Here is a 20475-nt window from a genome sequence, read left to right as displayed (position 1 = left end):
CCGGGAAGGGAAAAGCTTGTCGGGTGCGTCCTCTCAGCGGGTGGTGAAAACCGATTTGAATTCTTGCAGCCAGCGCGGATGCATCACGCTATACGCCACGGCATAACTCAGCGCGCCAACCACGATGCTGCAGATCAGGTGTAAGTAGCCCTGAACACCCAGGCGGGAAGAAACCATCAGGACGATCGCTGCCATGACGAACGAAGCAATCACGCTGCGATAATTGGTTTCGAAAAATCGCCGCCAGCCATAGCCGATTGCACTGTTCAACCCGCGGATTTGCAGTGGCGTGATGATCGCCATCCGGGCCAGCAGGGCGAGGGCGGCGGCCATGCCGCCATAGAGGCTGCCGAAGCCATAGACCAGCGCCAGTGCCAATACGGTGGTTGCCACTTCGGCCTTGATGGTCAGGTGGCTGCAATTGACCGCGACCAGTGCGGTCGTGGCGTACATGGCGGTATTACCGATGGCTGCCGTGCACGCAAGCACTTGCAGCAGGGGAATGGCCTCGGTCCATTTGGCGCCGAAGATCAACAGGATCAGGTCGTGCGCCGTGAGTGCGATGCCGATGAACAGGGGCGTCAGCAGGAAGCAGCTGACGGCGGTCGAATCGCTGATGATCGCGCGCAACCGCGATGGATCGGCGCTGCGTCGGGCAAACACCGGCAGCGCATAGCTGATCAGGCCGTGATAGATCGCCGTGCGGGGCAGATCGATGATGCGCATCGCCATGTTGAACATGCCAACCGCGTTGGTGCCGGCCGTCATGCCCAGGATGACGGTGACCCCGCGCTGTAGCGTTTGCGAACTCAGCGCGTTGACGGCAACCGGTGCGCCGGCTTTCAACAGTTCGCGCAAGAGCGGGCCGTCAATGTAAAAGGCAATGCGGCGCGGGTCTGCGCGCATCAATACGATAATGGACACGAACTCCATGATCAGTGCCTGGGCAATGACCGCCCAGGCGCCCAATCCCCAGAGCGCGACAGCGATGCCGCCCACGCCACCACACACCTTGCCCAGCAGCGTGCGTGACGCCAGCATCCTGAAGTTGCCGCTACGGCGCATTTGCGCCACATAGACCCGCGCCATCATGGTGAACAGGATTTTTACCGAGGCCACCGCCGTCATCCATTGCAGAATCGGGTCGGGCGCGTACAGAATCGCTGCGCCCGAGATGACGACGATGGACGCCAGGCTGACGAGTACCGACGCCCAGAAGGCTGTGGCGATGTGTTTGTCTTCCAGCCGCTCGAGTCGTACCAGCGGGTCTTCCAGAACCGAGGAATAAATCATGCCGATCAACTCGACGATGGCAATGATGACCGTGCCCACACCCAACTCTGTGGGCGACAGCAGCCTGGCATACGCGACAAAGGTAATCATCGACAGGAAAATCAGGCCGAATTTTTCCGTGAAAATCCAGATCAATTTAACCAGTCGGTGATTGGCCATGGCGGATACCGGCTCAATGAGCGGTGGTTGACGCAGCTGGCTTGCGCAATGATCGGACGCACGCGTAGAGGAAGCGCAATGTCGGTTTGCCGTTTCTGAAGATCAGCGTTTGCCAGGAATACTCCAGCATTCGCCGGTACACACCGATCACCTGGGCATGCTCGCCTCTGCGGGAAAACAGTTCGAGAAAGTCGCTGTGGCTGCCCAGCGCGAAATCGATCCGTTGCTGCTTGCTGAGCTGCGCGCCATAGAGGGCGAGGAACGCTTCGATGAACCTGATCTTGTACGGGTAGTACCTTGTCGGTTGCGCGGTCATGTTGGCGCTGTTGACCATGCGCTGCAGCAGCACCTCCGGCACCGTGTGGATCTCCCAGTGTTCGGCGATCCGGGTCCACATGAAGCGGTCTTCGGAGTAACGCAGGCTGGCATTGAAGCCGCCTAGTTGCATGATAACGTCGCGTCTGACCATCGCGGAGGACACGCCATTAAGGACGTTGGCGCGGATGAAATCGTCGAAATGCCTACCGTTTTTTTGCCGGTTTTCCAGTATTCGCTTGCCGTCGCTGTAATCGTTATGCACGTAGCAATCGACCAGCCCCACCGGCCGTCCCTGACGACTCAGTTCGTCAAACAGTGCCACTTGTTGCTCCAGTTTTTGCGGATACCATCTGTCATCGGCATCGAGAAACGCCACAAAAGTCTCTTCAGAGTGCTGCAGTCCGTGGTTGCGGGCGCTGGCCTGGCCTTCGTTGGCTTGGTGCAACAGCGTCAGGCGAAACGGCGCCGCGAAGTCCTTGACCCGTTGGGGGCCATCATCGGTGGAACCATCGTCGATGACGATGACGTGATCGGGCAGTCGCGTTTGCCCGGCCACGGACGCCAGTGTTTGCTCAATGCTGTCGGCGCCGTTGTACATCGCGATTATGACGCACACTGAATGGGGTGAAGGGAGGGCTTGGTCTGGCACGGTTATTTCTCCTCTTGTTACGCCTTGGCCGAGTCGCGTGGTAATGCCTTGCCAGGCGGACGTTGACGCAGGGTTGCCGGTGACAACTGGGGGTATGTCACGTGGTGATGCCGGAAGGACAGGGCCAGGACACAGAACACCATGAACTCTGCCGAGCGGTAATTGGGAATGACATACGCCACATAGTTGGTGAGCATGAACGATCCGATGATGATCATTGCGCTGGCGTGAAACCGTGACGACTGATCCGCCACCACAGCCCGGTAGTGTTTGATCAGCGCCTCGATCAGCATGAAGATCAGCGCTGTCAGCTGAATGACACCGCCGTTGAGCAAGGTCTCCATGTAGCCGCTGTGGGCATTGCCGATGTAACCCCAGCGGTTGATGAATATCTCGGCGCCCGGGCTGGACCAGAAGGCGCCGAAGCCGTAACCCTTGAGGAATTCGGCGTCGATCAGCGGTGTGAGCAGCTCCCAGATCAGCGTGCGATCGGTAAGTGACGCGTCACGACCCATCAGCTCCAGCAGCAGGGTGTAATTGCCGTATAGAAACAGGCAAATCAGAAAATAGATGATTGTTGTACCGAGGAATGCTGTCAGTGAGCGGTTGATGTGCAAGCGGATCAGTGTGAGGAAGTACCAATAGCTCACTGCGCCAGCAACAATCAGCGCTACTGCCGTGGCAGATTGGGCCAGCGCAATCGCGATCAGCGAGAATAACGAGCAGATGATGGCCCAGGGATTGCGCTGACGGATCATCGGCAGCAGTAACAGAATGGCGATCGCGTTGAGCCGGGCACCGGCATTTTTTTCCGGGAAAATCCCCTTGAACGCACCATCGCGAATACCGCCGTCGATGAAGGCGATGTCCGGCCTTACCAGCGCGAATATCAAGCCGAAAAACGCGGCGGCACCGATGGTGCAGCCGAGCATGAAGGCGATTTTCTCGAGGCTGTAGTTGTAGGCGATGAACCCTGCAAAGAACACCATGCTGATCAACGCCACAAAACGTTTGAAACTCAACATCGGGTCGTAGGACCAACTGATCGATACGGCCAGGCTGAGCATGAATATCAGCAGGAAGGCGTTGTTCCTGTAAAAGCTTTTGCTGATGAAGACCTTGTTGCGGATGAAAAAGAACAGCGGAACCAGCAGGGTGATCAGGCCGCAGATCTGGTTGACCACGTTGCCTTCGAGATCTTTTTCGGCTGCGCCCAGATTCGACGTATCCGCCAACCCGAAAAAAAATCCGATGACCTGGATATAGAACAGCACGCCGAACAATGTAAAGGCGTCGCGCAGGGTGGTGTACCTGACTTCCAGTTTGTTCATGACGACTGGCTCCCAAGTAACGCATCGAGATAGGTCTTCGCCGCGCAGGCGCTCACAAAACGGGCAGCCGCATCGATGCGCGCCTGACGGTTTGCATCACGCGACAACGTCAGTTCTACAGTGATGGCCTGTGCCAGTGCGTCAGGGTCGTCGACCGCCACCAGCGGGGCGATCGCGCCATTGTCGAGAATCTCTTGCGGGCCATAGGGGCAGTGGGTCGATACCACCGGGGTGCCCGTGGACATGGCCTCCACCAGCGCGTTGGGGCTGCCCTCGAAACGCGACGACAGCACAAAACAATCGGCCGCTGCCACTTCCGCCAATGGGTCGCTGGTATAGCCCGGCAGATCGAAGCGGTCGGCCACGCCCAAGGCGACTGCTTGCTCGAGCAACTCGGTTCTGAGCGCGCCTTCGCCGAAAATGATCAATCGGACCCTGGGATCGGCTAATCGGGCAAAGGCATCGATCAATACATCAAAGCCTTTTTGTCGTGCCAGACGACCTACGGCGACAATCACCGGGGTGGTTTTTTTCGACAGCCAGCGGTGCTTCGGACGTCCCGGCGCCTTGTCGCGAAAATCGTTGTCGAGCACCGGGTTGTCGGCGATGGTGACATCCTGCGCACGGGTGATGGTGGTATCGACCAGGTCCTGGGCGACACCGCGCGAGACGCAGATCACCGGATTGGGGATGAGTCGATACAGCAGCGGTGCCAACAGATACGCGGTGCGCACCGCCAACGCGGGGTTGACGTGTTTGTCATGAGAAAACGCATTGCGCTCACTGACATGCAGGCGCGCCAGAGTACCGGACAGCATGGCCGCGGCGATGGCCACCACGTTGACGTGGGTGAGGGCAGCCAGTAGCGCGTCAAAGCGGTTTTGGCGAAGAAAGCGTGCCAGCGCCGGCACCGCCCTGGAGCTGCGCGCACTGTGCAACTCGACGCGCTTGACCCTTGGGTCGATGCACGCCGAGTTCACACCTGTATCGGTGAGCATCAGTAAGGTCACGTCATTGCCTGCATCAGTCAGCGCAGTGGCGAGGCGCACCATCATTTTTTCGGCGCCACCCCCGCGCAAGTCCTGCAGGATAATCAGCAGCCTTTTCATTGATTCCATACCTGGTAGTACGCCTGCGCGGCGCATTGGCTGGTGTACTGTCGGACAGCGTCAGCGGCCACTTGGCCGCTTGGCGCAGCATGGTGTTGCGAGGTCACGCTGCGCAGCATCCCTTCGGCCAGCGCCGGTACGTCATTGACCTTGACCAGATCGCCGAGACGACCGTTATCAAGCAGCTCCCTGGGCCCGGTTTCGCAGTCGCAGGCCAACACTGGCGTACCCAGCGCCAGGGCTTCGATCAGGACGGTCGGCAAGCCTTCATGAAACGAGCTCAAGATCAGCAGTCGTGCCTGCCTGATCAAAGGGTATGGATTGCTCAGAAAACCGGTGAAATGCACTCGGTCCTCGATGCCCAGGCGACTGGCCTGTGAGGTCAGCGCGGCGAGTTGCGGGCCATCGCCGATGATCACCAGATCCGGCAGCGCGGCACTGCTTGAGGCCATGGCATAGGCGTCGAGCAGCAGGTGGAAACCCTTCGGCTCCACCAGCCGACCCACCGCTAACCAGAAATCGGCTGGCAAACCGGTGAGCATGGGCGTCTGTGCGGCACTGAGCAGTTGTTCGGTGACCACCGCATTGGGGCAATAACGGATGCGCTCGCGACCCCAGGGCACCAGCTCGGCGAGGGACTGACGCAAGCCGTTGGAAACCGCCACTACCCGACCGTTGCCACAGAGGTACAACGCATAGAGCAGACGCAGGGTGGTGGGGGTTATTTTTTGCTCGCCGCAATCGAGTGCCGCGTGACGGGTGTAGATGACCTTGCATGGGCTACCCAAGGTGGCAAACCAGGTGCAGAGGTTGGCTTGTTCCTTGGCGGCGATGAGGTGGGTCACCTGTTCGCGACGAATAATCCGGCGTAGCAATACGATGGACTTGATCAGACCGACGATTCCATTGCCGCCGCCATTGAGCGTGGCAGCTCCTTCATCGCCCGGCGTATCGCCGTTCATGACGAAATAACTGACACGCTGGCCATCCTTGAGAAACTGCCTGGCCAGGCGTTGCTGAACACGCTCGAGGCCACCATCGGGCTTGAAGTCCTTGAGGATGAACAGGATATGCATGGTCGTTGCTCGGTGCTGGATGCTCAGGGATAAGTGATATTGATGGTCACTTCCCGCCGAACGATCTTCACCAATAGATGAACAAAATTGGTCGGGTAGTCGATCAGGTAACGTTTGATGGTGTGCGGTTCGCGGTACATCCGATAGAACGCGCGCAGATGCAGGCGGTTGATCAGCTCAGGGTAATAGTGATGAGTGGCCGTGGCCTCTTGGCGAATGAAACCGCCACAGGTAAATGCCGCCCCGGTGAAGCCGGCCCGCAGGGCATCCTGCTCGAACTGCTCCTGCAGCCCGGCGCCCAAACCTACGATCAGGATGTTCGCTTCGCTGTGGCAGATGTCTGCCTGGATGCACGCGGCCTGTGCTTCATCGAAATAGCCATTGTGATGACCGGCAATAATCAGCGCCGGGTAGCGAGCCTTGATCTTATTGAGGAACAGGTCTAGTTCGGCTTGTTGGGCACCGACAAAATAGAGGCGTTTGCCTTGTTTCTCGGCGCAACTGAACACAGCGTCGGCGATGGACGTGAAGTCGAAGCTGACCCGGCCGACCGTGCGGCCGGTGATGCGCGACATGAAGGTCGACATCAGCATGCCGTCGCAAAAATAGGCGATGGACGTCGGGTCCCGGTCGAACAGACTGCCGACGGACGCAAAATTGATGAAGGAAAATGCCTTGTTGGCATCCAGCAAATTCGGTGCGTAATGCCCGATTAATTCCAGGTCGATCATTGCCTGACTCCTCAATAAGTGTCTTTTGAGAACAACGTGAAAGGGGTCTTGACCAGAATCTTGATGTCGAGCCACAGCGACCATTGGTTGATGTAGTTGAGGTCTTGGGCGACGCGCTGCTGCATTTTTTCCAGCGTCTGTGTTTCACCACGATGCCCGGTGATCTGGGCCAATCCGGTGATTCCCGGCTTGAGGCGATGACGGGCCATGTAGGCGCGGACCTTGCCGGTGTAGTAGATGTTGTGCGTGACCGCATGCGGTCGCGGGCCGACCAGGGCCATTTCGCCGCAGAGCACGTTGAACAGTTGCGGTAGTTCGTCGATGGAACTACGGCGCAAGAAACGCCCAAGCGGGGTGACGCGGTCGTCCTCGCGGGTGGCCTGACGGACTTCGTTGTCGTCGTGCACACGCATCGACCGGAACTTCCAGACCTTGATCACCTCAGCGTTACAGCCGTAGCGATTTTGTTTGAACAACACCGGGCCGGGCGAGGAAAGTTTGATGGCTACCGCCACGATCAGCAGCAAGGGGCTGAGCACAATAATGCCCACGGCGGCCAGGCTACGTTCGAACAGCTCTTTGCAGAGCAGGCTGCCGGGGTGCGAACTGATGAGGCTTTCATTGAGGTAGATGGCCGGCATTCGCTCTATTTCCGAGATCGAATGATTGAGCAGCACCATGCTGCCGAAATCGGGGATCCAGACCACGTCGACATTCATGTCCAGAAGATCGATGTACAGCGCTTCGATGATGGCGGCTTTTGCCATCGGCAAGACGATATAGACACGACGAATATTCAGGCGGGTAATGATTTCGCGAATCTCGTCGATGCGTCCCAGCAGCGGCAGAATGCTCGGGGCCGGGCCGGTATGTTCGGCGGTTGCAATAAAACCCAGTAGCGGTACGCGATTGCGTCTGGACAGTTTTCTCGCCAGCTTATGGGCGGTTGGACACGTCCCGATGATCACCGCGCGGCGCTCGTTGCAGAGCTTGTGCGAATGCAGTCGGGCCAGGTAATGCAGGGGCACAAAGCTCGCCGCCTGAACCAGATAACCCAGCACGGCCCAGACGATGATCACCTGACGCGAGAAAATCACGCTGGTCTGGGTGACGAAGGCAATGCTGATCAGAACAGCCAGCAAAATCATCCAGGCCGTCAGCAGCCGAGCGAGCCCTGACAACCACTCATGACGCTTGTGGTAAACCTGCATGACGCTGTAGATCGGCACCGAACCGAGAACCGTGAGAATCATCAGAACGCGGTATTCACTGGTCAGGTTGCCGACGCGCCAATACACGAGCAACATCAGCAGCAGGTTGGCCAGACTGAGCGCGCACAGCCATTGGCCCCAGAAGGTCAGACCTCGGCGGTGCGTCATTTGAGCGGTGTAGAGCGATGTCATCGGCGCAACCTCCGGGCATGGGTTGGACATCGGCGCCGAATAGTGCACGCCCTCGTTCCCGCACGCTGGTATAGCTCGACTGGGATGAAGCAGCTTTTGGTAGATGTTTGGAGGGAACTACGGATGAGGCAGACGCAAGGTTTTACCGGGACATGTAGTCGTAGTTCTGGAACGTATCGGAATGGCTGTAGCCTTGTTTGCGGGCCTTGCTCAGGTCAACCTGGTTGAGCACCACACCGAACACCGGCGCATGACTCTGCTGCAGTATCGCAAGGCACTTCTGTACCTGGCTGACAGGCGTGCTTTCGGCCTTGATCACGTAGATCACCGCGTCCGAATGCTTGGCCAGCAACAGTGCATCGCTGACCATTTGTGCAGGCGGGGAGTCAATGATGATGCGTTGATACCGCGACTTCAGCGCCTCAAGCATGGGGGCCAGGCGCGACGAACTGAGCAGATCCAGCGGTGGCGGCGACAGCTTGCCGGCCGGCAGCATGTCGAGATTGCCGACAGAACGGATACAGTCTTCGAGCCGCGCAGTGCCCGCCAGGACGTTGGCCAACCCCGGGCCGTCAGCCGGAAAATCGAAATTGAGCGACAGGCTGGGTCTGCGCATGTCGGCGTCGATCAGCAGCACACGTTCCAGCTTGGCGAGTGAGTAGGCCAGGTTGTTGGCGATGGTGCTTTTACCTTCATCGGCCATGGTCGAGGCAACGAGTACCACGTGTGACGGCGTGTCGCCGCTGTGCAGCATCAACCAGGTGCGCAGGTTGCGGATGGTCTCGCAAAAACGCGGATGGTCGTTGTCGTCGAACAGTCGCGCCAGTTGTCGGCGGCTTCTTTTGGTGACCAGCGGCACCACGCTGAGCAGAGGAACATCAAGTGTGCTTTCGATCGCTTCGTCGGTCTTGAAGGTTTTGTTCAGGGTTTCGGACAGCAATGCCAGTGCTACACCGATCAGCGCAGCCACGACGGCGACAATCGCCAGAATCAGTGTTTTACGTGGCTTGCTCGGTTCCAGAGGAACAATCGCAGGGTCGACGATGCGTGCTTTGGTGGAGTCCATGTCGGACGTGGCTGCGGTTTCCTTTAAACGGGTGACGAAGGTTTCATACAGCGCGCGGCTGCTGTCAACTTCACGCTGGAACTCACGCAGTTGAAACTCCTTGCGCGAAATATCCTGTAGCTGCGCCTTGTTGCTGTTGAATGATTTACGCAGTGAGTTTTCATTGGCCCGGGATAGCTGGTACTCATGTTCAATCCCGGCAACCACCTGCTGAACCTGCACACGCAAACTGTCGGTGGCCATTCGCAACTCGGCGCGAGCGGCGGCAAGGGTCGGATGTTTTGGACCGTAGCGCCCCGACAACTCTTCGACCTTGGCTTGAGCCTTGGCCTGTTGAGCCTGGAATTTCTGCACCAAAGGGTTGCTCAAGACGGCCGGCACACTGGAAAGGTTGCTCAAGTTGCCATTGCTCAGGGCCTGGACCTGACGGAACTGGCTCTCGGCCTCTGCCAGATTACGGCGGGCATCGATCATGCGATTGCCGGTCAATTCCAGTTCATTGGCGCTGATGGTGGCGACACCGCCGACGTCGACCAGGCCTTGAGCTTCCCGGTAGCCCTGAAGTTTGTTTTCGGCACTGCGCAGGTTATTGCGCAACTCGATCAGGCGTGAGTTCATCCAGCTGGTATTGGTCAGCGAGGACTTCAGGTTGTTGTCGAGCTGGCTATCGATGAAGCCCTGGGCAATCGCATTGGCGGTAGCGGCCGCCAAACCAGGGTCGGGCAGCTCCACCTCTATTTTGATCAGCTGGCTCTTGCCGACGAATTTGACGCTGGTACGCCGCATGAGGTTCTGCGTGACTTGATTGAAGATCTCGGCTTCGGAGGGCATTACCTCGATGGGTGTCAAACGGCCTAGTACTGGCAGCCATTGGCCTAGCTCAAGCGTTGCCAACCACTTGCGCGGCGTGAACCACGACTTCGGTTGCTGGCGCGGATCGGTCACCGGGTGCGTGGTCAGGTTCAGCTTTCTGACTGCCCGCTCTGCGAGGTCCCGCGATTGCAGGAGTGCCAGTTGCGTTTGCAAATAATCGACGGTACCGGCGCTCGAATCCGTGACTTGCTGAAAGGTCAACAACGGTGGCGTTTTTTCTTTGATCAGCAGCGTGGTGCTGCCGATGTACTGCGAGGGAATGAACGACAGCGTGGCCATCGCCAGCGCACAGCCAAGCAGTACCAGCCAGCCGATTTTCCAATGGGCGCGCCAGATCACCCTCCAGTATTTGAGCAGGTCAATGGTGTCCTTTTCCTCGCTGTACGGCTGATGCTGCGGCACATGCGGCTGGAGTGGACGTTCGACATATAGGCTAGGGCTGTTGTCCATGATTAGAAAAAGCCTTGTGCAATGGAAATGGTGTCACCGGGGGCGATGGCGGTGCTGCGCGTGACCGTGTCGGTCAGTGGTGGGGAGCCATCGCCGCGCACGATGGTCACCCGCTTGATCGAGGCTCGCTCGGTCAGGCCGCCGCCCAGAGCGATGGCTTTCTCCAGTGTCAGCCCGGGCTCGAACGGATAGCTGCCGGGTTTCTGTACCTCTCCATTGATGTAGAACGAGCGGTAGGCAATCAGGTTGAGGCTGACCTTGGGGTCGACCAGGTACCCTTGCTTTAGCCCGTCGACGATGATCTTTTCCACCTGATTGGGAGTGAGCCCCTTGGCGGCAATATCACCCAGAAATGGATAGGAAAACATTCCGGCATCATTGAGACGGATTTTCTCGAAGCTCAGATCCCGCTCACCGAACACGGTGATGCGCAATACATCGCCGGCTGCCAGTTTATACTGGGCACCGGTGTCTGCTGCAAAAGTCACGGGCAACAGCCACGGCACGAACAACAAGCCAAGCATTCGCGAGTTCATGGGGAAAACCTCTTAGAGACTTACGTTGAAGCTGAGCAGGAAGATGTTGCGTTCAAAACTCTGATCGTCCGCATCGGAGTCATCGTTGCGGTAGCGATAGCCCAGTTCGATATCCAGCCAGCGGCGCATTGCGTATTCCACGGCGAGGTTGTAATCACGAAGGTCATCAGTGCGCTCCTGCCCTTCGTACTCATAGCGGGCCAGCCCGACTTCGGCCACCGTGGTGATGCGTTCGGTCCAGCCATGACGCCAGCCGACCAGGGCCGAGGTGGTTTTGACGGCATCAGCACCGTCGTCGCCCTCGGCCATGGCTTGGCGGGCAACAAACGAGAAGGTCGAATAGGTTCGTGGTTTCCATCGCAGATCCACCCGCCAGGTCGGGTTACTGAGGTCATCGACACTGCTGTCATCGAAGTTCTTGCGCTCATAACCCACACGGACTTTGCCGGAGGTGCGTGCGGTGAAATCCCATTCGGCACCGGCGAGGACCGCATCGGATGTGCTGTTGAGACGGTTGTTGGACCGGTAATCAAAGTCGGTATGGTCGTATTCCAGCAATCCACGTGTGTTGCTGCCGATGCGGTGGTACCAGGTGCTGGTCAGGCCAGTGGTATCGCGCTCTTTGTCGTCGTTGATGCCGCCTGAATTGTCGTAGCGAAGTTGAGCGTAACTGGCGCCCAGATCGATCTGATTGGCAGCGCTCCTGGCGCCGTAGGTATAGAGACCATTGACGCGGTTACTGCGAATCTTGTCATTGATGCCATCGACTGCGGTCGACGTCGTACGCTCGTATTTACGTGCTTCCGCTTCAAGTTTCAGTCGATGGCGATCGGTGAATTCCATGATGCTGTTCAGGCGCACGCGTTGTGCCGTATTCGAGGCATCCGAATCGTCATGATAAATGTACCGTGTAGGCTGCCAGATAAGTCGGGTGGCACTGTTGCGGTCTTCAGCCTTGAGTTCGAAAGTGGGCGCCACTTTTGTCACCATGGAAGACTGCGCCCGCTCCAGTTCGCGGAAGTTGTCATCATAACTTTCTGAAAACAGCAGGGTAGGGGTGAAGTCGAACCCATAGATATCAATGGACTGGGGATTAAGACTCCAGGCCGTTCCGGGACACAAATAGATCATGAACAGTGCGAAAGGGCCGCGGGTCTTGAAAGTCATATCATTGCTCCTGGGGGGTGAGTTCAATGACTATAGACCGGAAAAAAGTGGGTGAATGTGGTTGTGTAATGCCGATAGCTATCAATAATTTGTTCATGGGGAGGAGTTTATAAGTTCAATCAAATAGCTGTGCAGAGTGCAATAATTCAAAAGAGTGCTGGCAATAACGGCGATGTATTTGGAACTGTACAGATTGTTGCAAGGCGCGCTAGTTAAAAAAGACAATGATTTATTTATAAATTAGGCCGGGGCCGCTCAATGTCAGTCAATGGCACGCGAACCTGATGTTCTCTATTCAAGAAGTGCAGAAGAATCATGACGCGTTCGTCACCTAACATGCTCAGGAAAATACCTTCAAGTGTCGATAATGGTCCTCGGGTTATTTGCAGCGTTTCCCCAGGCTTGAACGGTTGGGGTGTGTGCAATTCTGGTGGTTTGAAACACCGGATACGCAGATGCTCGATGACGTCGTCCGGGACCGTTGCCGGGCCATGATTGAAATCGACGATGCGGCTGACCCCGCGGGTAGAACGCAACGGAGCCCATTTGTCGTCACGGCTCAGCTGAATGAAAAGATACCCGGGGAACAGAGACTCAAGCGATTGATGGGGTTTGCCATGAATCAGGCGCTCGCTAATGATTTGCGGGCAAAATATGACGTAGTTTTGTCGCAATAAATTGATTTGTGCCCGTTCGTCCTGACGCGGCTTGCACTGCAAAAGATACCAGTTGGAACCTTGGGTACTCGTCAGCATTCTGGCAAGCTCCGAAATATTGGTTAAACATGCCTGTTCGCGCTTCAGCAATGCCACTGCGCTTCCAATGAACTCTATAGAGAATGTGGAATCGCGAAGGTGTTAAGTCACTGGAACAGGTGTATTAATAATGAAGCATGTAATGCACAAGTAACGATGACAATAAAGGTTGAGTCAATAATCTGGCGTAGGCGCTGCCTAGTGCGGGAAGATTCTCTTGTCGGGGCTGCGCTCAATCAAAACTCTTGATAGAAAGTGTAAACGTTACTTAACGCTATAAGTGATGTCGTCGTGTCATCAGAGGAAGGGTGTTCTTTTGCGATGGCCAAAGCTACCGCAGGGTCCGAACGCACGGTCCTTTGAAAAACAAGCACTTTCGATCGTGAACTTAAACGCAGGGGCAGCGTATATCTATTAATGGAGTTACATCTTTTGTTATACGTCGACCCACTTAGGTATCGACCACTCCAGACGGCCTGTCAAATGTCACTAGTCAAAAATATAGCCTTCTGTCCAATAATCCACTCGCTGACTTCAATCTATTGTTTTTAAAGTGTTTTATTGAATCTGAATTGGCGCGCGATTTGGTAAAGGGCAAGGGGATTGCCCACTACCGCGTTGCCTCCAGAGCGTAAGCGCCTCAGGTTACGAATGGAATGCGTCAATCGCTTCATAGCGACGCCCTGACCACCAATGGACAATCGACTGGCTGAGCTCCCGATTCTTCGAGGGCCTCGATCAGGTGCAGGGCCGCATTGCGACCGATCTCGTAGTACGGCAGTTGCACGGTGGTCAGCGGCGGGATGAACAGTTCGGCGATGCCGATCATGTTGTCGTAACCAAGCACGGCGACATCGTCGGGAATTTTCAGGCCACGGCCCAACAACAGCTGATAGGCACAAAAGGCAATGCGGTCGTTGCCACAAATCAGAATGTCGAATTCTGGGCGACCGTCAATAATGTGCCGGTCGAGGATGGCTGCGGTTTCACCATAGGCATCATGATCGGAAAGGTCGTATTGCAGGAGTGCGTCAGGCGCAAGGCCGAATGCCTGACAGGCACGCAGCAAGCCCTTGTGTCGCAGGTCCCAAGCCAGACTCTGTTTTGGCAGATTGATACAAAGAGGGCGCCGATAGCCTTGGCTCAACGCGTGATGTACGGCGCGATACTGCCCCGTTTCGTCGTCTGGCACATAACTGACCAGGCGACTGTCATCCGCCAGGCAATTGGCGAGTACCAAGGGTTTGCTCTTCAAGCGCTCGGGAATGCTCACCTGGCGAAACCCCATGGCACTGAAGATCAACCCGTCGGGACGGTGCGACAACATCAGGTCGATGTTCTGGTCGGTGGGCGGGTTGCTCAACAGGTTAAGAATGAACACATTCCAGCCAGCCTGCTGCGCGGTTTGTTCGATGGACAGCAGCAGTTCGACCGCGAACGGTGTGGTCGCGGTGTCCAGTGCGAACACACCGATGGTGCGCGACTGGAGGTTGTCGCCGCGCATCTTGCGCGCCGACAGGCTCGGTACGAATTGCAGTTCGTCAATGGCGCGACGCACCCGCTGAAGGGTTTCGGGGCTCAGTTTTTCCGGATTATTGAGCGCTCGAGAAACCGTCATCAGGGACACGCCGGCCAGCTGTGCAACGTCTTTCACTGAAGTCATGCGAGGCGAGGCCGGTCAGGTTGACGCAGGATCATGACACAGGGCCCGGGCTTCTCGCGACACGAATGACGCCGCTCATAGCCATCCCTCGCTCATAACCATCCAGAATCGAGAGGCCATGCCTTGGGAATCGAGACACGCCCGCCACTCCCGCTGGCAAACAGCTTCACCCCCAGACTGTCGGGCCGCGGATAGAGGCGACTGCTGAGGCTGAAGCGCCCGTTTTCGTCGAACACCTCGATGGACGAGCGATCAAGAAACACGCGCAATTCCAGTCGCTCTTGTGTCGGGTCTATCAACACGCTGCGTTGACCGGCGACTTGCGCACCCGACCGGTTGCGGTCGAGCACCAGTCGCTGCAGCGACGCATCGTAGTAGAGCAGGGTTTCTTCATGGTCATCGTCGCTGCAACGCAAGGCGATTCCGAGGTGGCCATCGGTGCAGCCGCGCAAATCCAGATGCACATGGATTTCGAGCATGTCGCCATTCACTTCCGGCACGCACCGGGTTCCCGACTCATCCCACCAGGATGTGCCCGGCAATGGCGCCATGCGCAGAGCGGTGAGCTCCCGTGCCGGGTACACGCAGAGGCGATCGGCGTGCAGTTCAAGTTCGCGCGGCAAACCGAGCATGCCGCACCAATGATGGGCCTGGCTCGGCATCGGGCTTTCCCACATGTCGAGCCACGCCCACACAAGGCGCCGGCCATCGGCGGCCAGGAGCGTTTGCGCGGCATAGAAATCGTGGCCGTTATCCAACTCGATAAAAGGCCCGCCGGTGAAGTGCCATTCGCTGTCGAGTCGGCCCACTCGATAACCGGTCTGGTACTTGTTGAGCCGTTCGTAACCCTCGGGTTGCATGCCCTGGGGGGAGTACAGCAGCACATCGCGTCCGTTCAGTCGGAACAGATCCGGGCACTCCCACATATAGCCATCGCCCGCGCTGCCGCTGGACACATAGTCGAGGAATTCCCAGCTATGCAGATCCGTGGAACGGTACAGCGGCAGCAACGGCACATCGCCTAGACGTGCGCCGGCAATCAGGTACCAATAGTCATCCTCCTGCCATACCTTGGGGTCACGAAAGTGCATGATCGTGTCTTGCGGCGCGGTGTCGATGACGGCGCCATGCTTGACGAACCGGATGCCGTCGGTGCTGGTGGCCAGGCACTGGACTTGACGGATCGAGCGCTCGTCCCCCACGTCCCCCAGCCAGGTGTGCCCGGTGTAGATCAGTGCCAGGGTGTCGCCACACACCACCGCGCTACCGGAAAAACAACCATCGCGGTCGAAGTCATCGCCGGGCGCCAACGCAATGGGCAGATGCTGCCAATGGACCAGATCGGCGCTCTTGGCATGCCCCCAATACATCGGGCCCCATTTCGCGTCGAAGGGGTGGTGTTGATAGAACACGTGGTATTCGCCACCAAAGTACACCACCCCGTTAGGGTCGTTCATCCAGCCCGCTGGAGGGGCAAGATGATAACCGGGCCGATAATCATCGATGACGCGAGACAGGCCATCACTCAGCGCACACTGCGCAAGGTCAAGGGCGCAAGACATTGGGTCGTTCATGGGATTCAAATACACAGTCATAGGGCGCTTGCTCGTGCCGAGCGCAGAGGGACGCCATCCGGCAGGGTTTCAATGGCGTGTGGATGACGGCTCAAGGCCGCGCCGTCGGCGTCGAACAGGTGCAGGTTGTCGATGTCCAGCAGCAGCTCAACCCGATCGCCCGCCTGCCAGCCGGCGCTGACTTCGCAACGACAGATCAGTGGCTCGTCCAGACGTGTATCGAGGTGCACATAGGTTTCGCTGCCCAGGTATTCGACCGCGGTCACGACGACGCCGGCGGTTCCCTCCGCCGCCTTGAGCGACACGTGCTCCGGGCGAATCCCCAGGGTCAGCTGCGTGCCTGCCGCCAGATTCGAGCTGTCGAAGGGGAGGGAGGTGATACCCCATACGAGGGTGTTGACCAGGCTGGTTTCGCCTGGCGTCTGCAGGCGCACTGGCAGAAAATTCATTCTGGGCGAACCGAGAAAACCCGCGACAAAGCGGCTGGCCGGGCGTTCATAGAGTTCGCGCGGTGAGCCGACCTGTTCTACGCGACCGCCATTGAGCACGACAATTTTGTCGGCCAGGGTCATCGCTTCAACCTGATCGTGGGTGACGTAGATCATGGTCGAGCCGAGTCGATCATGCAGTCGGGCAATTTCGTTACGCATCTGCACCCGCAAGGATGCATCCAGGTTGGAGAGTGGTTCATCGAACAACAAAATGTCCGGTTCCCGCGCCATGGCTCTGCCCATGGCCACACGCTGACGCTGCCCTCCGGACAGTTCCTTTGGCTTGCGTTGCAGCAGCTTGTCCAACTGCAGGATTTGCGCCGTTTTCAGTACGCGCTCGCGCAGGCTGGTCTTTTCCGTCTTGGCCAGTTTGAGACCAAAACTGATGTTGTCGTAGACGCTCATGTGCGGGTACAGCGCATAAGACTGAAACACCATGCCGACGCCACGCTCGCGTGGCTCCAGGTCGTTGACCCGACGCCCGTCGATCAGCAGGTCGCCGCCGCAGATCGAGTCCAGTCCGGCGATCAGTCGTAGCAGGGTCGATTTTCCGCAGCCCGAAGGGCCAACGAACACCACGAATTCACCCGCCGCGATTTCCAGGCTGACGTCGCGAAGAATCCGCGCGCCGCCCAATTGTTTGTTCACGTTGTCCAGTTTCAATTTGATCACGATGCTGTTCCTTGTCTTTGTTGGGCATCAACCCTTTAACGCGCCGGCAGTGAGGCCGGAAACGATTCGGCGCTGGAAGATCAGCACCAGAATCACCAGTGGGACGGTGACCAGCACCGATGCGGCCATCAATAACCCCCAAGGCAACTCATGGGGGCTGCCGCCGGAAATCAAGGCGATGGCGACCGGCACCGTGCGTTGGGTGTCGGTGAGGGTGAAGGTCAGCGCAAAGAGGAACTCGTTCCACGCTGCGATGAAGGCCAATAAGCCGGTGGTGACCAGTGCGGGCCAGAGCAGCGGCAGCAGCACTCGGGTCAGCGTGACCCACGGTGAAGCGCCATCCATGATTGCCGCTTCCTCCAGTTCGTGGGGCAGTTGCCCCATGAACGTGGTCAGCACCCAGACGGTGAAGGGCAGGGTGAAAATCGTGTAGCTCAGGATCAACGCCCAGGACGTGTTGTACAGACCCAGGGCGCGGATCACTTCGAACAGCCCCGACAGCACCGCGACCTGAGGAAACATCGACACGCCAAGGACCATCATCAAGACCGTCCCACGCCCACGAAACTTCACCCGGCCCAAGGCATAGGCGGCGGTCAGGCTGAGGAACAGCGCCAGTGTTACCACGCACAGCGCAACCACCAGCGAATTACCGATAGCCCGCAGGAATGAAGCTTGATGGAGTACCGCCGCGTAATTGGAGAAGTCGGGGTTATGGATCCAGTAGCTCACCTCGAACAAGGCGCTGGACGGCTTCAGCGAAGTCACGATGGCGTAGTAGAAAGGGAAAACCGCATACAGCAGCAACACCCCGATCAGACACCAGAACCCGAGGCGCAACAGTGCTTTTTTCAGTAGACGAGGGCTCATGAGCGGACCTCCAGTTGACGGCGTCCGAGGTAGAGATAAAGCAGGGCGATGACCGCAACCACCAGAAACAAAAGCGTCGAGGCCGCGCTGCCGTAACCGACGTCCTGGAACTCCACGAGGTGTTGGCGGGCATACACCGACATACTCATGGTGCTCGACGAGTTCGAGGTCAGCACATAGATCACGTCGAATACCCGCAGGGAGTCGAGGATGCGGAAGATCGCCGCCACCAGCAATGCGGGCATCAGCAGGGGAAGCGTGACACGCCAGAACACCTTCAGCGGATGAATGCCATCGACCCTGGCAGCTTCGTAGCAATCATTCGGCAACATCTGCAGGGCAGCCAGCATCAGCAGCGTGACAAACGGGACGGTCTTCCAGACGTCGACGATGATCACCGCCCACATCGACAGGTCCGCATCTGCCGTCCAGGCCAGGGGCGCGTCAATCAGGCCGAGGCTCAGCATCAGGTGATTGATGATGCCGAACTGGTCGTTAAGCATCCATGACCAGATCTTTGCCGAGACAATGGTCGGAATCGCCCAGGGAATCAGAATCAATGCACGCACCAGGGAGCGTCCGGTGAACTTGATGTTCAGCAGCAACGCCACCAGCAGTCCCAGTACGACTTCCAGTCCCACCGACACCACGGTGAAATGCAAGGTGTTGCGCACCGCGTTCCACCATTGTGGATCGACCAGAATGCCCGACCAGCTGGAACCGTTGTGGAACAGATAATTGCTAAAACCTATGAAGGTTCCGCCACCGGTGTCCGCCAGGTTGGCGTCGGTCAGGCTGAACCAGAATGTGCGCAGTAGCGGCCAGGCTGCCACCAGGGCCAGACACAACAGCATCGGTGTCAGAAACAGCCAGGCGGCGCGTACTCGGCGACGTTGTACGGGCGTTTCCCTGGTGAGCAGAAGCTCCTCACAGGGGGCATGGGTAGAAGAGACAGACATGGTGATTTCCTTCCTTGTGACTTACCAGTTCCGGCGTTTGATGCGCGTGAGTTCGCTTTCCAGTTCCGCCAGCGCTTGATCGACAGGCAACTCGCCCGCCAGCACGCCATGCACTCGATCGAAGAACGCATTGGAGACCCGTGGATAGCGATCGGCAGTGATGGAGGCGGGGCGCATCACCCCATCGTTGAGAATGCTGTGCAGCTGAGCGTAATAAGGCATGGCCGCGAGCAATTCGGGGTCTTGATACAGCGACTCGATAACCGGGTTATAGGCGCCTATCAGGGCACGACGTTTTTGCTCTTGGGCACTGGTCAAGTAGCTCACCAGCTCTGCGGCAAGTTTTGGATGGGCGCTGTAACGCGATACCGCCAGGCCCCATCCACCGAGGGTGGATGCATGGCTGCCGGTCTCGCCGCCGCGGGGCAGGGGAGCGACCCCGACCTTGTCTTTTACCGCACTGTCCTTGCCTTGCACCAGGGCCCAGACATAAGGCCAGTTACGCATGAACAGCGCATTTCCCGACTGGAATACGCCACGACCTTCTTCCTCGGTGTAATTGAGTACGCCACGCGGGGAGATGTCTCCCACCCAGCTTTTCGCCAGGGTCAAAGCCGTTCTTGAAGCCTGACTGTTGACCACGATGTCGCCTCGTGGATTGACCAGTCCGCCTTCCGGCTGGCTGCTGATCCACTCCAGCGCATTACACGTCAGGCCCTCGTAGGCGCGTCCTTGAAAGATGTAACCCCATGCATTGGGATTCCCGGCAGTGCGCTCGGCCTGTTGAATATTCCTCGCGGTAGCGGTCATTTCTTCCCAGGTCTGGGGAACCTGCTCGTTGTACTTCTCGAGCAAGTCCTTGCGGTAATACAACAGGCCCGAGTCGGTGAACCACGGCATCGTCACCAGCCGTCCGTTCACCGTGGCGTTATCCACCTGTGCCTGGAAGTAGCCCTGGGTCGCGTTGGCGGGAAGCACCTCGCGCAGATCCATCAAATGTTTGGCCAGCATCCCCGGCCACACCATGTCGATTTGAATGATGTCGATGTCGCTGGACTGCGCACTGAGGATCTGTTGATAGAACGACAACCGCTCGGTCGCCGAGTTAGGCGTGGAAACCACCTCGACGTTGTTGCCGGTCTGTTTCGACCACGCCTCGACAGCCTCTTTGCAGAGTTGTAACTCCGCACCCACCGCCCCACACGAGATCGTCAAATCGGCTGCGCTCGAGAGGGATGGAAGCCCGGCACAGAGGGTTAGCAGTGCTGCTGGAAGGAGAGATTTCAGCTGTTTCATAAAGCCCTCTTTATTTTTGTTTTTAGAAAAGTTA

17 protein-coding genes are annotated in these 20475 nt (G+C 57.8%); all 17 read right to left on the bottom strand.

Translation table 11 applies throughout. The features are described 5' to 3' along the window. Positions 1-33 precede the first annotated feature (33 nt). Entirely contained in the window at positions 34-1452 is a 1419-nt protein-coding gene (locus KVG95_RS09955; protein WP_217856067.1) for an oligosaccharide flippase family protein, read from the bottom strand. A 13-nt stretch (positions 1453-1465) separates the two neighbouring features. Further along, entirely contained in the window at positions 1466-2419 is a 954-nt protein-coding gene (locus KVG95_RS09950) for a glycosyltransferase family 2 protein (protein WP_217856065.1), read from the bottom strand. 17 nt (positions 2420-2436) lie between these two features. Next, positions 2437-3750 (bottom strand): O-antigen ligase family protein, encoded by a 1314-nt coding sequence (locus KVG95_RS09945; protein WP_217856063.1) that lies wholly within the window; start codon positions 3748-3750, stop codon positions 2437-2439. After that, a complete protein-coding gene (locus tag KVG95_RS09940) occupies positions 3747-4859 on the bottom strand; it encodes a glycosyltransferase (RefSeq protein WP_217856061.1) in 1113 nt (370 codons plus the stop codon). The genes KVG95_RS09945 and KVG95_RS09940 overlap by 4 nt, the downstream gene beginning before the upstream one ends. Continuing rightward, on the bottom strand, positions 4856-5935 hold the full coding sequence (locus KVG95_RS09935; RefSeq protein ID WP_217856059.1) for a glycosyltransferase: 1080 nt from the start codon (positions 5933-5935) through the stop codon (positions 4856-4858). Before KVG95_RS09935 ends, KVG95_RS09940 begins: the two co-directional genes overlap by 4 nt. 23 nt (positions 5936-5958) lie before the next feature. Next, positions 5959-6666, bottom strand: coding sequence for a WecB/TagA/CpsF family glycosyltransferase (locus KVG95_RS09930; protein ID WP_217856057.1), 708 nt, complete (start codon positions 6664-6666; stop codon positions 5959-5961). An 11-nt stretch (positions 6667-6677) separates the two neighbouring features. Then, a complete protein-coding gene (locus KVG95_RS09925; protein WP_225922976.1) occupies positions 6678-8069 on the bottom strand; it encodes an undecaprenyl-phosphate glucose phosphotransferase in 1392 nt (463 codons plus the stop codon). Positions 8070-8211: 142 nt separating this feature from the next. Then, positions 8212-10458, bottom strand: coding sequence for a GumC family protein (locus tag KVG95_RS09920; protein WP_217856055.1), 2247 nt, complete (start codon positions 10456-10458; stop codon positions 8212-8214). Between the two features lie 2 nt (positions 10459-10460). After that, a complete protein-coding gene (locus KVG95_RS09915) occupies positions 10461-10994 on the bottom strand; it encodes a polysaccharide biosynthesis/export family protein (RefSeq protein ID WP_123721779.1) in 534 nt (177 codons plus the stop codon). A 12-nt stretch (positions 10995-11006) separates the two neighbouring features. After that, complete coding sequence (locus KVG95_RS09910) at positions 11007-12161, bottom strand: outer membrane beta-barrel protein (RefSeq protein WP_217856053.1); 1155 nt, start codon at positions 12159-12161, stop codon at positions 11007-11009. 233 nt (positions 12162-12394) lie between these two features. After that, positions 12395-12916, bottom strand: coding sequence for a transcription/translation regulatory transformer protein RfaH (rfaH, locus tag KVG95_RS09905; RefSeq protein ID WP_217856490.1), 522 nt, complete (start codon positions 12914-12916; stop codon positions 12395-12397). 670 nt (positions 12917-13586) lie between these two features. Then, on the bottom strand, positions 13587-14579 hold the full coding sequence (locus tag KVG95_RS09900; protein ID WP_217856051.1) for a LacI family DNA-binding transcriptional regulator: 993 nt from the start codon (positions 14577-14579) through the stop codon (positions 13587-13589). A 92-nt stretch (positions 14580-14671) separates the two neighbouring features. Beyond that, a complete protein-coding gene (locus tag KVG95_RS09895; RefSeq protein ID WP_217856049.1) occupies positions 14672-16174 on the bottom strand; it encodes a glycoside hydrolase family 32 protein in 1503 nt (500 codons plus the stop codon). Beyond that, a complete protein-coding gene (locus tag KVG95_RS09890) occupies positions 16171-17316 on the bottom strand; it encodes an ABC transporter ATP-binding protein (RefSeq protein ID WP_217856047.1) in 1146 nt (381 codons plus the stop codon). Before KVG95_RS09890 ends, KVG95_RS09895 begins: the two co-directional genes overlap by 4 nt. A 27-nt stretch (positions 17317-17343) precedes the next feature. Then, the gene (locus KVG95_RS09885; protein WP_217856045.1) at positions 17344-18186 is read right to left on the bottom strand and encodes a carbohydrate ABC transporter permease; all 843 of its coding nucleotides are present in this window, start codon (positions 18184-18186) and stop codon (positions 17344-17346) included. Then, on the bottom strand, positions 18183-19145 hold the full coding sequence (locus KVG95_RS09880) for a carbohydrate ABC transporter permease (RefSeq protein ID WP_217856044.1): 963 nt from the start codon (positions 19143-19145) through the stop codon (positions 18183-18185). Before KVG95_RS09880 ends, KVG95_RS09885 begins: the two co-directional genes overlap by 4 nt. A gap of 21 nt (positions 19146-19166) precedes the next feature. After that, the gene (locus tag KVG95_RS09875) at positions 19167-20441 is read right to left on the bottom strand and encodes an ABC transporter substrate-binding protein (protein ID WP_217856041.1); all 1275 of its coding nucleotides are present in this window, start codon (positions 20439-20441) and stop codon (positions 19167-19169) included. Positions 20442-20475 lie beyond the last annotated feature (34 nt).

This window comes from Pseudomonas farris (assembly GCF_019145235.1).
GTDB classification, from domain to species: Bacteria; Pseudomonadota; Gammaproteobacteria; order Pseudomonadales; family Pseudomonadaceae; genus Aquipseudomonas; species Aquipseudomonas farris.
The sequence above is the reverse complement of the archived record's forward strand: the minus strand, read 5'-3'. Positions and strand labels throughout refer to the sequence as shown.